This window comes from Mycolicibacterium wolinskyi str. Jessa 2025 (assembly GCF_049241375.1).
Taxonomy (GTDB): domain Bacteria; phylum Actinomycetota; class Actinomycetes; order Mycobacteriales; family Mycobacteriaceae; genus Mycobacterium; species Mycobacterium wolinskyi.
Window position 1 is genome coordinate 3807867 of the sequence record NZ_CP185960.1, and the last position, 15211, is coordinate 3823077.

The 15211-nt window shown below is 64.9% G+C and carries 11 protein-coding genes; 6 read left to right on the forward strand and 5 right to left on the reverse strand.

Annotation, left to right across the window (positions count from 1 at the left end):
• Nucleotides 1-216: 216 nt before the first annotated feature.
• Nucleotides 217-777, reverse strand: a complete 561-nt coding sequence (locus ACOI2T_RS18835) for a polyketide synthase (RefSeq protein ID WP_409504817.1) — start codon at nucleotides 775-777, stop codon at nucleotides 217-219.
• A 136-nt stretch (nucleotides 778-913) separates the two neighbouring features.
• Between ACOI2T_RS18835 and ACOI2T_RS18840 the strand changes: the two genes are divergently transcribed.
• The 4 genes from ACOI2T_RS18840 to ACOI2T_RS18855 all read left to right on the forward strand — a co-directional run bounded on the left by ACOI2T_RS18840 (nucleotide 914) and on the right by ACOI2T_RS18855 (nucleotide 4575).
• On the forward strand, nucleotides 914-1270 hold the full coding sequence (locus ACOI2T_RS18840; protein ID WP_067845372.1) for a DNA-binding protein: 357 nt from the start codon (nucleotides 914-916) through the stop codon (nucleotides 1268-1270).
• A 44-nt stretch (nucleotides 1271-1314) separates the two neighbouring features.
• The gene (locus ACOI2T_RS18845; RefSeq protein WP_067845370.1) at nucleotides 1315-2049 is read left to right on the forward strand and encodes a hypothetical protein; all 735 of its coding nucleotides are present in this window, start codon (nucleotides 1315-1317) and stop codon (nucleotides 2047-2049) included.
• 62 nt (nucleotides 2050-2111) lie between these two features.
• The gene (locus ACOI2T_RS18850) at nucleotides 2112-2753 is read left to right on the forward strand and encodes a cutinase family protein (protein ID WP_409504816.1); all 642 of its coding nucleotides are present in this window, start codon (nucleotides 2112-2114) and stop codon (nucleotides 2751-2753) included.
• A 91-nt stretch (nucleotides 2754-2844) separates the two neighbouring features.
• A complete protein-coding gene (locus tag ACOI2T_RS18855; protein WP_409504815.1) occupies nucleotides 2845-4575 on the forward strand; it encodes an AMP-binding protein in 1731 nt (576 codons plus the stop codon).
• Between the two features lies 1 nt (nucleotide 4576).
• Here ACOI2T_RS18855 and ACOI2T_RS18860 read toward each other — a convergent pair whose 3' ends face one another.
• Nucleotides 4577-5995, reverse strand: a complete 1419-nt coding sequence (locus ACOI2T_RS18860) for a condensation domain-containing protein (RefSeq protein WP_409504814.1) — start codon at nucleotides 5993-5995, stop codon at nucleotides 4577-4579.
• Nucleotides 5996-7295: 1300 nt separating this feature from the next.
• Nucleotides 7296-8099 carry a trehalose 2-sulfotransferase gene (gene stf0, locus ACOI2T_RS18865; protein WP_409504813.1) on the reverse strand — a complete coding sequence of 268 codons (804 nt, stop codon included), beginning with the start codon at nucleotides 8097-8099 and terminating at the stop codon, nucleotides 7296-7298.
• 492 nt (nucleotides 8100-8591) lie between these two features.
• On the opposite strand from stf0, the gene ACOI2T_RS18870 reads away from it, so the two are divergent.
• A complete protein-coding gene (locus ACOI2T_RS18870; RefSeq protein WP_409504812.1) occupies nucleotides 8592-9305 on the forward strand; it encodes a GAP family protein in 714 nt (237 codons plus the stop codon).
• A 215-nt stretch (nucleotides 9306-9520) separates the two neighbouring features.
• Complete coding sequence (locus ACOI2T_RS18875) at nucleotides 9521-10639, forward strand: PE-PPE domain-containing protein (protein WP_409504811.1); 1119 nt, start codon at nucleotides 9521-9523, stop codon at nucleotides 10637-10639.
• Nucleotides 10640-10660: 21 nt separating this feature from the next.
• Here ACOI2T_RS18875 and ACOI2T_RS18880 read toward each other — a convergent pair whose 3' ends face one another.
• Nucleotides 10661-13675, reverse strand: a complete 3015-nt coding sequence (locus ACOI2T_RS18880) for an MMPL/RND family transporter (RefSeq protein WP_409504810.1) — start codon at nucleotides 13673-13675, stop codon at nucleotides 10661-10663.
• Between the two features lie 72 nt (nucleotides 13676-13747).
• Entirely contained in the window at nucleotides 13748-15208 is a 1461-nt protein-coding gene (locus ACOI2T_RS18885; protein ID WP_409504809.1) for a condensation domain-containing protein, read from the reverse strand.
• Nucleotides 15209-15211 lie beyond the last annotated feature (3 nt).

The following is a 15211-nucleotide window of genomic DNA, read 5'->3' on the forward strand; positions in this document are numbered from 1 at the left end:
ACGTCGCGCCGGTGCGCGAGCGCCGCGGTACCACCCCGCTTGCGCGCAGAATGCGCGCCGCTCAACTGTCGGGCGATGACGGGCCCACCCGTTCGGTTCTACTTGGCCGGGCGGGACGAGACCCGCCGCGGCCGTTCTTCCGAAGGCTCCCCGGTGATGGCCGGATCAGCGCCGATGCATCAAGTTTAAAGGCCGACGCAAATCGGGTTGCCCGGGCTAACCGGACGTCACCTCGATGAGCGCCGACGGGAACTGTTCGGCCAACTCCTCGACGGTGTAGGCATCGAAACTGCGGACGTCGAACGACCAGTCGACCGTGAGCCCACCGGCCGGACCGGGGTGCACGCGCAGCTCCAACAGGTACTCGCCGGGCTCGGCGAAGACGCCTTCGCCGTAACCGATGCGTACGGCAGCCCCGATGGGGGCGGTACCGGTCGTCGCCGAGCGAGCCGTGGCCAGCAGTTCGGACCCCGACAGGCCGCGTTGCGATACGCACGGCACGGCGACGCGGCGCGATGCGCCGTCGTGCGTGTCGACATCGACGACGAGGATTCCGTCACCGATCACCCGCGCGACGGTACGTCCCAATGCCGCCACCAGGATGTCTTCGGCAGCGCATCCCATCGCGGCCCGCGCGCCGTGGAGTTCGGCGGCGAGGACGCTGTCGAGGACATTCGAGGTCGTCGACAGGTCGACGGGACGGGGTGGCGTGGCGGTGGCGTGATCAGCAATCCAGCACGTCACGCCCGACGCGCCGGTCAATAGAGGAGCAGCCATGCCGTCAACGCTAGCCATACTGTCCCAAAAATGGGAGAGTAGTGCCAGAACTCTTACACGCCTGTCAATTAAGGAACAGCCACAGACATTCCGGTTCGTGATGCCCGAGATCGACAGTGGGGTTTATGGTGTGGTAGTGCCCCGCACCGATGAGAACGGCAGGCAACTCAAAGCCCTGTTGGACTACCTGCTGGACGGCGAGATCGACGCCAAGGCGATTTACACCGCCCTCGGTGTGTCGAGCAGTACGTATTACCGGCGCATCAAGGAAGCCGACTATCCGAACGCCGAGGAGTTGCGCCAGGTCGCTGACCGGTTCCACCTCAGCTACCCCGACCTGCAGATCCGGTTCGGCTTGATGAGCCGGCAGGAGGTCTGGCACTACATGGAATCAGCGCCCGTCACCGTGGCGCCGGTCGAGACCGCGACTCGGGTGAGCCGACCCAAGAAGCTCTCCGAGCTGTCCCCCCGTCCGGATGCGCCACCCCTTTAGCCATACGATTTGCTGAAACGCAAACCCGCCCGAGGCAAAATCTGATGTCCGTAGCCATACTCATCGCCATCACATTGCTCTGCATCATGTGGAGCTTGTGGATCAGGCGAGTCACCTGGACCTGCCGGTGGGAGGTCGCCGCCACCCTCAACATCGCGCTGCAGGGCCTGGCCGTGCTGCTGATGTCGCCGTTCGCGTCGGAGACCGTCGGACAGCTGCTCTATCACCTCACGGGCAAGTGGAACGTCGAGGACTACATCGGCCACGACTGCTACATCGTCGCGGCATCGGCGGTGGTCTACAACGCACTGGGCCGGCTGCAGGACGACTACGGGATGCAGCACTCGTTCAAGCAGTATGTCGAGCGCCCCGCCACGGTGTGCATCCCGTTGCTGCTCGCCGCGTTCACATTCGGGAACGGCGCGGCCGTGTACCGCCCGGACTTCTTCCAGGTGCCCACCGATTTCTGGCTCAACGTCTACTGGGCGCTGCTCTGCGGCATGCTCATCTATCTGCTGGGCTACGGTGTCCGCGCGATGCTGATCCTGCGCCGCGACCCCCGGTCCCGGCGAATCGCCAACATCTACCTGTTCGCTTCGGTCAGCGGCATTCTCGCGTGCGTCGTGCGGATCGTCACCGCGTTCGTGCCGCAACTGCAGCCCATCGAGAACGGCCGCATGGTGTGGCTGTTCGCGTGCACGTGCGGCGCGGTCTTCGCGCTGTCCGCCGCGCACTCGTGGCGGTTGAAGACACGGGTCTTCACCGACGCGAGGCGGTGAGCGCAGCGGCCGAACCGCCACGTTGACCCCCGTCGGGCATGTGCGTGTGTGACGATCATCGGGTGTCGAGGAATCTGACGAAGATTGCCGTGGTGGGCTTGCTCATGGCCGGTCTCGCCGCGAATCAGCCGTCGGCGCATGCGGATTCATGCCCCGACGTCGAGGTCGTGTTCGCCAGGGGCACCGGCGCACCGCCCGGCATCGGCGTGGTCGGCCAGGCCTTCGTCGATTCCCTGAGAGCGAACGTACCGACGAAGACGATCGGGGTGTATGCAGTGAACTACCCCGCAGGAATCGACTTCGGCAACTCCTCCACGTTGGGCGCGAACGACGTGAACGCACACCTGCAGACAATGATCGTCGATTGTCCAGGAACGGAATTCGTCCTCGCCGGCTTCTCGCAGGGGGCGAACGTCATCGAACTCGTCACCGGTACCGATGGCGCCGCCTGGGGGTATTCGGCGCCCTTGCCCCCGGCCGTCGCCGATCGCGTCGCGGCGGTCGCGCTGTTCGGCAACCCGGCCCGAAAATCCGGGAGAGCTTCGTTCACGCAGACGAACTCGCGCTACGCAGACAAGAGCATCGACCTCTGCGCCATCGGCGACCCCGTGTGCTCGAATGGCGTCAACCTGCCGGTACACGGCGCTTACGTCCAGATCGGGGCGACGGCCGAAGCCGCCTCGTTCGTCGCCGGCCACCTGTAGTACGCCACCGGCAAATTGGGCAACCGGTAAGCTCCGATGTGCCTATGCCCGGCTGGTCAATTTCCGGGCAGGAGTTTTCGAGAGGGCGCCCATGAGCCAGTCATCCATCCCCGCCGTGTTGCGTGAGCGGGCGAGTCTCCAACCCAACGACATCGCCTTCACATTCGTGGACTACGAGCAGGATTGGAATGGCGTCGAGCTCACACTGACCTGGGCCGAGCTGTACCGACGGACCCTGAACCTGGCCCAGGAACTCGGGGCCAACGCCACTGTCGGCGACCGTGCGGTGATCCTGGCACCCCAGAGCCTCGAATACCTGATCGCGTTTCTGGCGTCGCTCGAAGCCGGCATCATCGCGGTGCCGCTCTCGGTGCCGCACGGTGGAGCCCACGACGAGCGCACCACCTCGGTTCTCGACGACACGTCCCCGGCCATCGTCCTGACCACGTCGGCGGTGTCGGCGACCGTCCGCGAATACGCGAACGCGAACGGCAATCGGCCCGTCGTGATCGAAGTGGACGCTCTCGACCTCGACAAGAAAGGGGCGCGCCCCGCTCGCGTGCGCCGTCCCGAGATCGCCTATCTGCAGTACACATCGGGCTCGACGCGGCGCCCCGCTGGTGTCGAGATCTCACACGGCAACCTGTCGGCCAACTTCGAGCAGATGATGGCCGGATTCTTCGGCGACCACGGCAACGTCGCGCCTGCCGACACCACGTTCGTGTCGTGGTTGCCCTTCTACCACGACATGGGACTGATGCTCGGCATCTGCGTGCCCATCCTCGGCGGCATCCGGACGGTGCTGACCAGCCCGGTCGCGTTCCTGCAGCGACCGGCGCGATGGATGCAACTGCTGGCCAGTCATTCCCGAACCGTCTCGGCCGGACCGAACTTCGCGTTCGAACTCGCGCTCGGACGCACCTCGGACGAGGACATGGCCGGTCTCGACCTCGGCCATGTGATGTACCTGCTGAGCGGCGCGGAACGGGTGCACGCGGCGACCGTGCGGCGGTTCACCGAACGCTTCGCCCCGCTGAACTTCCCCGCCGCGGCCATCCAACCGTCATACGGTCTTGCCGAGGCGGTGGTATACGTCGCGACGCGTGTACCGAGTGAACCGCCACGCATCACGAACTTCGATGCGGACAAGTTGTCGGCAGGTCAGGCGGTTCCCACCGAAAATTCAAGTGGCAGCCCGCTTGTCGCCTATGGATTGCCCGCATCGCCCATCGTGCGTGTCGTCGACCCGGACACCCGGACCGAGCGGCCGGATGGCGCCACAGGTGAGATCTGGGTGCACGGCAACAATGTCGCACTGGGCTATTGGCAGCGCCCCGAGGACAGTGACCGCGTATTCCGGGCCACGATCGACAACCCCTCCGAAGGGACGCCCGCCGGCCCCTGGCTGCGCACCGGTGATCTGGGCTTCATCGCGGACGGCGAGCTCTACATCATGGGGCGCATCAAGGATCTGCTGATCGTGTACGGCCGCAACCACTCCCCCGACGACATCGAGGCGACCGTGCAGGAGATCAGCCGGGGCCGGGTGGCAGCCATATCGGTACCGGATGACCGGACAGAACGTCTGGTCGTGATCATCGAACACAAGAAGCGCGGCGACTCCGAAGAGGAAGCCCTGCAGCGGCTCGATTCGGTGAAACGCGATGTCACATCGGCGATTTCCAAATCACACGGGCTCAAGGTCACCGACCTGGTGATGGTCCCGCCCGGCTCGATCCCGATCACGACAAGCGGCAAGGTGCGGCGGGCGTCCTGTGTCGAGCAGTACCGCCAGGATCAGTTCGCCCGCCTGGACGCCTGAGCTATACCGCGACGTTCTGCGCGTATGCCGCGGTCGGGCGACCGTCGGCGACGCGGGCGTACACCGATCGCATGGTCTCGATGAACTCACTGACCGACTTCCGCGCCGCGGAGTTACCCGGGAACAGCGCTGTCACCACGGTCTCGTGCTTGAGCCGGGTCACCCACATCGAAACCTGATGCGACGCACGGCCTTCGTTGTAGATCTGGAAGTTCAGATCCGAGCTCGCGACCGTCGACAGCGGCGCGACACTGGCATCAAGGAACGACATCACGAAGTTGCCCGGCCGCGGGCTCTTGATACCCCGATTCGGCGGCGCCAGCTGCATGACCCGGTCGAAGGGCACCTTGGCGAGGTAGGTGCCCGTATCGAACGATTCCTGCGCTGCCTGTGCGGCTTCGGGGAACGACATCGACGGCATCGGGACGCTGACCGGGACGAGGCCGGTGAACCAGCCGGTGGTGACGAGCTCGGTCGGGGTCGTCCGTGTGTCGGTCGGTGTGATGACATGAAAAGCGTCCGCGCCGGTGAGTTCTTGCGTGGCCAGGCCCGCGCATGCGAACACCCCGCCGCTGAAGCGGGCACCGCCTGCCACACAAGCGGATTCGAAGCGTTCGGTCTGGCGCGAGTCGAGCACCGAGACGGTCATCGTGTCACCGTCACACGGCACGGACAGATCGCCGAGTGGTAAAGGGAAGGCAGGCAGGGTGCCGTCGTTGTCGGCGGCGAAGTCGATCCACGCGCGGATCTCGGGCGAATCCGGGGTGAGTGCTGCGGTGTACTCGCGTTGCTGCAGGCAGTACTCCTCATAGCTGCCCGCCTGCGGCAACTGCACGGGTGCCGCACCCTGGACCAGTGCGCCGTACATCATGTAGATCTCGCCGAACAGAACGCCCATGATCATCGGATCGATGTACAGGTGAGCGATGCTCGCGTAGAAGGTGAAGTGGTCCTTGCGCTGGATCACCCCGAAGCGGAAGCCGTCCCAGTGCCGCGGATCGGGTGTGGTGAGGATGTGCTCGCGTAATTCGGCGGGACTCAGATCGCCGTGCCGCTGCGGTGCCACGGCGATGTCCGCAGGGTCGGTGATGGTGTGGCGCACGATGTTGTCGGGGTCGTCGAACTCGAACCAGCTGCGATAGGTGTCATGGCGGCGCAGGTGGGCGTTCAGGACATAGGTCATGGCCCGGACGTCACACTTGCCGGGTATGTCCCACGTGAAGATCATCAGCCGGGACATGTCGAGTCCACGGGCCGCGTGGTCGGCGAAGCGGCGCAAGTGCTGGGTCTGCTGATAGCTGGGCGGCACGGGATTCACGGGGGCCTGCAGCGCTTTGGCGCAGGACGCCGGCGACGCATGCCAGCAGACGACAGAACCCCTGCTCGGCTCCCACTCGTCGATCGTCGCTATCCCGAACACACAGCCTCCTTCGAACAGGCGTTCAATCGAGCGACCCCTTGCCGGAAGATTCCGGCGCCCCCTTCATGCCGCGACAGGTCCACGACCACGCTTCGCTCCGCGCGCATCAGCAGGGATCACCATCTCGCCATCTGACCGACACATGCCGGCCGTTGCCTCTCCTGCTCTGGTTTTGCTTCCGTGGATTCACGCACGTCGTTGTGACGCGAAGTTCTCACTGTGTCACACCTAACCAGAGGACCATAGGAATTGGGAGACTACCGGCTCCTGCTTGCATGGATGTTACAAAACGCCGAACCGGCGAAAAGAGGAGACGTACGGGCCGAAGGGCGTTTGCCCGGCCGAAACCGAGAACTGACGTTTTCATGTTGGCCTTCCGATGATCTTGACCCTGATCACGTGGTCGGCCACCGCGCCACCGGTGCGATTCAGGCAAAGCAAGGCTGTGAGCACGGGCGTTACGGGAGAGCCCCAAGATTCCGACACACCAACTAATGGTGTCCGACACTGCCACGGACAAATCGCGCAATCACGCGTCGGACGATCTAGTGACCCGCCGAATCACAAATCGCCCGCCGATTTCGCCGCGCCACGAATATGCCTCCGATATTCGTTTCCGAACGAGAGCGTGGCAATTCCGGCGTTGCAGGACATTGCCGGATCATCAATTCGCATTGACGCGAGAATGCGCAATTGCGGTGCACAGCGGACCGCTGAGCAATTCCGGATGATCGATTCGGCATGCGGAGATGCCACGCGCATACCAACCTCGTCAGCGGGCGGCCTGCCGGCGATGAACAGTTTGCTCGCGCCTCGCCCCCAAAGACTCCGCACGGCGTCAAGGGGCACACTGCCGCGGCGAGCGCTGTGCCAGATGATCCAGCCCCGCGGCGTCGAGCGCCGCTCACCGGCCCGCTCGCTTGTCGAGGAACCGCAAGGGAATTACTCACGCTGATTCCGTCTCCGGCGCGAAGATGATCAATGGCCGCCCGTTCGCGGACGGCGCACGTCGTTTGATCTAGAACGACGATTATGCGCATGCCGGAGTAACGCTCTGAAGCCGCTGGTACCACCGTCGCGGCCGGGGCGGCCGCGTTCGGAGAATGGGCCACGGCAAGTCGCAAGAATGGTGAACCGAGTAGGCATTTTATAACGTCTTCGTCAATTTATGTTCCCCACAGCTTCACCCATGTGCGCGGCCACTCGGTGTGCCACAACCGTCCTGGCAACGCCCACAAGGCTTTCCGGCAAAGACCTGCCGGTGACTGACACGGGACCGCCGACACCGCGACCGATGCGATCAGGTCGGCAGGCCCCACTTCGACGCATCGTCCCGGTAGAGGTTCGCCCACTCGTCGGAACGCCGATCGGCTTGCCGCTCCAACGCCGGACCGGGCGCCAGCTTTGGATCGAGACCCAACCCGGACATGATGGAACCGGCCACGCCGGTGAAGTCGCTGCACAGAACGGGATACGCGACTTCGATGGGCGTGATGCCCTCCTCGGCGAACCAGCTGCGCCAACGCTCCTCCTGCGCGCGCAGCATGCGCACCAGGTGAGCGATCGCCCCGGCGTGATATTGCGCGTGCGCGTCGCGGATGGGCTCCGGCCTGCCGCGCCACACCTTCGTCTGTACCGCGCGCCAGAAGGAAACCGCTTGTGAGACCACGTCCGGGCGATGAACATGGACGAACAAGGGCTCCTCGCCGATCACATCGCGAATCGCTGCTCGCAGCCCGTCTCCGGACCGATCCGGCAGGTCTTTGGCACGGTTGAGCAGCAACGGAGTCTGATTCCACATCAACTTGCCGCCCCAAACACCGTTCGGAGTCCGGCCGACCGTGCGGACGTACTCGCGCCAAATCTGCGCTGGGGCAAGGTCTGGCGTTCCCGGATCGAACGGGTCGAGCAGGCGCAGTATCGACTCATCCTCGACGCCGGCGAACCACTCCCGCGGCTGAGGCGCCCGGCTCGTCCACGGCTGGTATTGGAAGAACTCCTCCGGTTTTCCGGCAAGTCCTGTCGAGCGCAGTGATTCGACCAGCAGGGTGCTGCCGCTGCGCTGGGACGCCAGCACGAGATATGACGACGGCTTATGCGCCACGACAAACCGCCGCGACGGGGCGTCCGATGGCCGGCGTTCCACGTCGGCGCGGCTTCACATTTCGATGGCGACGTGAACGTTCGCCGTCATCGTCGACGCGCGGTATGCGCAGGTCTTCGCCGAACATTCGTCTCCTTCGCCTGCTGCACCGTGCGCGACTCCCCCCGGAAAGCGCGACCGACGGACCTCAAATCAGTACCCTAGGCCAGCAACCAGATTCTCGCCTATACCCAAAACACCTGAACCGGTCTTCGCGACGCGTTTCATCGCCGTTGCGTCGTCATCGCAACGAATTCGAGGTTGTCCGAACAACTTCCGCCAAGACCGGGATGCGCGCACACACTGGACAAACCATTCCAGGGCAGACCGCACGCGCCTACGGCGCCGTCATGCGGGTGCGAGACCCGCAAACTGCGGTGGGATACGCAGTTTCATTCGGCCCATGCGGCAACATGGCGCAGCCACTCGACGCGAGGGGTACGGTGCTTGGTCATGTGGGCAACCGTGTTGGTCATGGCCTTCGCGGTGATCTTCGAACCCATCCGGATCGGACTCGCGGTCCTGATGCTCAATCGGCCGCGCCCACTGCTGCAACTGCTGGCGTTCCTGTGCGGCGGATTCACCATGGGCATGGGCGTCGGCCTCATCGTGTTGTTCGTCCTCCGTTCCACGCCGCTGGCATCAGGACGTTTCACCGTCCCGTCGGTACAGATCACCGTCGGCATCGTCGCCCTTGTCATCGCGGTGGCACTGGCCACCGACATCTCTATGCGCGGGCTGCGCAGGCGCCCGGCACGGGCCTCGGCCGGCCCCGGACCAACCGCGTACGACGAGGATCCACCGCGGCGGCGCAATCGGCTGTCGACCCGTATGCGCTCGATCCTCGGGGGCGACTCGCTGTGGGTCGCATGGGTGAGCGGCCTCGGAACCGCTTTGCCCTCAGCCAATTTCATGGGCGCGATGGCGGTGATCCTGGCTTCCGGGGAGGCGCCGATCGCCCAGGCGCAGGCATTGCTGCTGTTCAACGTCGTTGCGTTCACGTTGGTCGAGATTCCGCTGATCGGATACATCGCCGCGCCCAAGAGAACTCAAGCCCTGCTGTCGGCTTTTCACGAGTGGTTACAGAACCGACCGCGGCGCGACATGGCCGTAGTCGTTGCCGCGGGAGGATGCCTGATGCTCGCGATCGGGCTTGCCCACATGTGACAGCGTTGGCCCGATCCCGGCCACAGCGCCAACGGATTTGCTGCAATCGCGGATACCGAACGCATTCCCGGTGCGATCCAGGCGACCCGCTCCGCTTACGCCCACAAGGGCACATCCGATGACAAACGGGGCTCGATCCTGCCGACGACACGGGTTACGATCACAAGGATGCAAATTTGCCGGGCGATCACTCTTGCCCACTGTCAGGAGGACGCATGAACAGACTGTTCGCGGCCGCCGTCGCCGCGGGACTGGTCGGCTCGGTCACCGCATTCGGCAGCGGTGTGGCATCGGCTGAAACAGCGTTCATCGTGCCGGGAACGGCACCCTCGCCCTACCCGGCGTTACGCACGTTGTATCACTTCGACCCCGCAACGCAACCCGCGATCGGCGCCAACTATTACGACAGTGCCGGCGCGACACGTGAAGTCGTTCCCTATCCCGGCAGCCTGTGGCCGCTCACCGGCGAGAACTCGCCGACGCTCGCACAGTCGGTCGCCGACGGCACCAACAGCCTCGATTCGCGCATTCGCAGCGCCGACGGGAATGTCACCGTGACCGGGCTGTCGCAGGGTGTGCTGGCCCTCAACGCCGAGCAGGCGCGCCTCGCGAACGATCCCACCGCGCCCGCCCCTGACAACCTGACCTTCGTCAAGACGGGCAATCCCGATCGTCTGTTCACCAAGTGGTTCCGCCCCGGCACCACGGTGCCCGTCCTCGATTACACCGTCCCCGCGCCGGTCGAGAGCCAGTACGACACGGTGGAAGTCGTCGCCCAGTACGACATCTTCAGCGATCCGCTGGATCGGCCCGGAAACCTCTTGGCATTGGCCAACGCTCTCGTTGCGGGCGGTACGTCCCACACCGCGACCGCGTTCTCGGATCCCGCGAGCATCCCGGCACAAAACGTCACCGTGGCCACCAACAGCCGGGGCGCCACCACCACGACCTATTTCATTCCGGCAGAGCAGCTTCCGCTCGTGGAGTACCTGAGCCAGGGCGGAATGTCACCGGAAATGGCCGCTGAACTCAACCGGTACCTGACGCCGATGGTCAATCGCGCCTACGGTCCGCCACCGCCGCCGGTGGAACCGGGCGTGCGGCTCGCCGACCTCCGCGGTATCGCACCGGGCAACATCGCGACTCCGATCTCGGTTCCCATCAACGCCGTTTCGACCGCGACCAACGTCGCGTCCAACGCCGTCAACGCGGTCAACATCGCCAACCAGGTTCGCAATCTCCTGCCCAAGAACGGCGTTCAGCTTCCGAAGAACGGCCTGCCGCTTCCCAAGAAGGGCATTCCGCTGCTGCCGAAGGGCAAGAAGAAGCGCTGACGCGCCGAAGATCAGTCCCGGTCAGTGGCCGTGGGTCACGGCGTCCGCCCGTGACGGCCACCAGTTGGCCTTTCCGACCAAGGTCGCCGCGGCGGGCACCGTGATGGTCCGCACCAGGAAGGTGTCGAGCAGCAAGCCCACGCCGACGACGAATCCGGACTGCACCATCGTGCTGATACTGCTGAACACCAGACCGAACATCGTGGCGGCGAAAATGAGCCCGGCCGCGGTGATCACCCCGCCGGTGGCCCCCACGGTGCGGATCACACCGAGCCGCAGACCGGGTTGGGATTCCTCCCGGATCCGCGATATCAGCAGCATGTTGTAATCGGCTCCGACTGCCACCAGGATGATGAACGTCAAACCCGGTACGCTCCAATGCAATTCCTGCCCGAGCAGGAATTCGAAGAAGAGGGTGCCGATGCCGAGGGCCGCCAGGTATGAGACGACCACTGACAGGATCAGATAGATCGGCGCCACGACGGCTCGCAGCAGGACCACCAGGATCAGCATCACCACCAGGATCGTCACCACGACGATGAACCGGATGTCGTGGTTGTAGAAGTCGCGGGTGTCTCGAAGGATCACGGGGAACCCCACGACCGACACCGAGGCGTCCGCGAGCTCGGTGTTCGGCTGCGCACCACGGGCGGTGTCCATGATCTCGTTCACCTGGTCCATCGCCTCGACACTGAACGGATTCAGATCGGTCTGAAGCAGGTACCGGACCGAGTGACCGTCCGGTGAGATGAACAGCTGCGCTGCCTTCTTGAAATCCTCGATCCCGAAACTTGTTGGCGGAACATAGAATCCGGCCATGGCGGGCGTGCCCGCGTCCTGCTTGAGCGTCATCAGGAACGCCGACGCCTCGGCCAGGCTGCCGCTCATCTTCAAGGTCTCGCCCACCAGCTGCTGCACGCCGTCGGCGACCTGCCTGCTGGCGTCGGCGAGCTTGTCGGCCCCGTCCTGCACGTTGTCGAGCCGGGACCGCACACTGCTCGGATTGTTCAACCCCAATGAGCGCATCGCACTCGAGGCGGTGTTGAGTGCCCGCCGCAAATTGGCCGTCGTGGTGGCCAGCGACTGCGCGGCCTGTGTCGACTGCAGTTCCCGGCCGAGCTCGGCGAGCCGGTCGAAGGTGCCGTCGGTGCGCGCAACCGAAAGCCTCACCAATTGATTTCGCGCGGTGACGCAACCGGGATCGGCATCGCATACCGGGCTCGCGTTCAGTGCGTTGAGAACCGGCCCGATCCATTCGAAGCTGTTGGACAGGTTGGTCACGTTCACCCCGATCGACTCGCCGAGCGATCGCATGTTGTTGACGAACTTCGTCGCGTTGTCGAGGTCACGCAACGTCTTGCTGCCGCCCACCGAGTTCTGGACCGCCGCAAGCGTGTCGAGCATGCCCCTGGCCTGGTTGATCGCCTGGCTGACCTGTCCCCGGACCGTGCCAAGGCTGTCGGCGAGCGCATCGGCGCCGGAATTCAGCCGCGTGAGATCGTTTGTGCGGTCCACGATCTGCTGTGATCCCGCGCCGAGCTGTTTTCCCACCTCGCCGGCCTGGTAGGAGATCTTCGCCTGCTCCAGCGGCTCACCGGTGGGCCGGGTGATACCCCGGACCGGTCCCATCCCCGGCAACTGGCTGACCCGCTGGGCCATCTGTTCGAGATCGGCAAGGGCCTGCGGTTCGCGAAGGTCTTTCGTAGAGCTGATGACCAGGTATTGCGGAACGATCGAGTTCAGCGGGAAGTGTTGTTCCAGTGCGGCGTATCCCTGCGAACTGGTGGCGTTGGCCGGCAATGCCTTGCGGTCGTCGTAGTTGTAGCTCGTCGTCAGCACGAACCCCGACAGCACGGCAAGGATGATCAGGCTCGCGACGAGATGCGCGACGGGCCTGCGCACGATCCGTACCCCCGAGCGTCGCCAGAAGCGCGTCGTGAGATCACGTCGTGGCGCGATCCAGCCTCGCCGCCCCACGATGGTCAACACCGCGGGAAGCAGCGTGACCGCACCGAGGAACGCCACCGAGATGGCGATCGCCAGCGCGGGCCCCACCGAGGAGAACAGTGCGAGCTTGGTGAACGACATGCCGAGGAACGTCACGGCGACGGTGGCCGCGGACGCCGCGATCACTTTGCCGATGGAGGTCAACGCTTTTCGGACCGCGTCGTCCGAACTCTCACCCTGGCGCAGGTAGTCGTGGTAGCGACTGATGAGGAACACGGCATAGTCGATGCCCGCGCCCACCATCATGCCGCTCATGAACACGATCGTCTGGTTGGCGATACCGAGGCCCAACAACGCGGCGCAGGACACCACGGCCTGCGCCACCACCACCGCGACACCGATCGACGCCAGCGGCACCACCATGGTCACCGGATTGCGGTAGATCATCAGCAGGATGAACAGCACGAGGACGGTGATCGCGGTCTCGATCACCTTGAGGTCGCGCTCCCCCACGGCGTTCAGATCGGCCACGGTGGCCGCGGGCCCGGTCATGTGCGGGGTCAAAGCGGTGTCGACGACTTCGCGTTCGACCACCTCGGCCACCCGCGCGTAGGCCTCCTTGGACTGCGGCGTTCCGAGCGTGCCGGGCAACGTGATCGGCAGCAACCACGCCTTGTTGTCCTTGCTCGTCATGACCTCGCGCAGCGGGGGTGCGCTCAGGAAGTCCTGGAGCTTGGCCACGTCACCGGTGTCGCGGTGCAGCGCGTCCACGAGTTTTCGGTACACGGCCTCGTCGGACTTGCTCAGACCGTCGTCGTTGGTCAACACGACCACGACGAAGCTGTCGGTACCCGCTTGCTGGAAGGCCGTCAGCATCTGCTTGCTGGCCACCATCGCCGGAGCGTCCTCGGGAAGGATTGCGACGGGCCGCCGCTCGGCCATCTCCTTCAATGTCGGCGACACGACGGGCAGACAGACGGCAAGCATCAGCCACAGCGCGATGACCGCCCATGGGAAACGGACGATGACGTCGCCGAGCCGGGCGAAGACGCCGACCTCCGCGTCGGCCGGATCCGTTCGCCGCGCCACTCGAAACCGCCTGATAACTCTGCTGACCCTCAAAATAGTACGCTGACGCGTCCGTCCATCCCGTCCGCTCGGTCAGCGCACGGGCTGTCCCTCAGCCTCATTTCGAGTTGCCGCGACCAGCACGTCGCGCCCGCCCGTGACGCGGTCACAGACCTCTTGCAGCGCAGCCACGTACCGGTCGACAGACTGGCGCGCCACCGGGTTCTTCGGGAACACGACGGTGGCGAACGTCTCGTTGAACCGCCCGACAAGGGTGCTCAGCGGATACGTCACGCGGCCATCGCTGAGCGTGGCGATCCGGACGCCCTCCTGCAGATTCGTCAGCAACGGGGCCATCGGGCCGGAACTGGCGTCGAAGAAGTTCAGCATCGGGAACAGCGGCTGTGGGGGCGTCAGATGCGGGGCCAACTCGACCACCCGCTCGAACGGCACGAGCGCAGCGGATCTGCCTGTGTCGAAGCCACGTTGGGCGGCGCGGATGCTGTCGGCGAACGACGCGCCCGCGACGGGGACGACGACGGGTATCAGGCCGGTGAACCAGCCCTGGGTCGTCAGCTCATCCGGCGTGCGGGTATCGATCGGCGTCAACCCGTAGTAGGTATCGAGGCCGGTGAGTTCGTGGAGTGCGTGTGCGACCACCGCGAACAGGCCGCCGATGAAACGGGATCCGGCAGCCACACAGAGGTCTTCGAACCGCTCGGTCTGCTGCCGATCCATCAGCTTCACCGCGACCAGATCGCCGCCTTCCGACGGCGATCCGTCGTCGAGCGGCAGCGGGAACACCGGAAACGTCCCATTGTTCTTCTCGGCGAAGGACTTCCAGGTCTGCACCTCGGGTGTATCGAGCGTGAGCGACGACGTGAACTCGCGCTGGCGCAGGCAGTACTCGTCGTAACTGCCTGCGTCCGGCAATTGCAGAGGCGGGGCACCGGATACCAGCGTGGAGTACATCGCCTGGAATTCCAGCAGCCCGACACCGACGAACTGGCCGTCGACGTGCAGGTGGTCGATGCTGGACCAGAACGTGAACTTGTCTTCCCGCTGGATCACACCGAACCGGAAGCTGTCCCACTGCAAGGAATCCGGCGTCGCGGCCACCTGGCTGCGCAGCTTGGCGGCATCGGCCGCACCGTGACGCTTGGGCACGAACTCGATGTCGGCGGCGTCGGTCATCGTGTGCCGGACGACCGTGTCCGCGGTGCCCGGGTCATCCGCCCGACGGTATTCGAACCAGCTCCGATAGGTGCTGTGCCGGCGCAGGTGCGCGTTGATGACATACGTCATCGCGCGGATGTCGCAGCGACCCGGCATGTCGCACGCCGCGATGAACAGGCGCGAGTGGTCGACACCCCGGCTGCCCTGCTCGACGAAGCTGCGCAGATGGCGCGTCTGTATGTAGCTGGCTGGCACCGGACTTTCCGGTGCCTCCCGCGCCTTGGCCAGCGCGGCCTCCGTCGGCTGCCAGGAGATCAGCGAACCCGGCTCAGGTGTCCATTCGTCGATCGACGCGATCTCTACTGGACCTAACAGCACTCT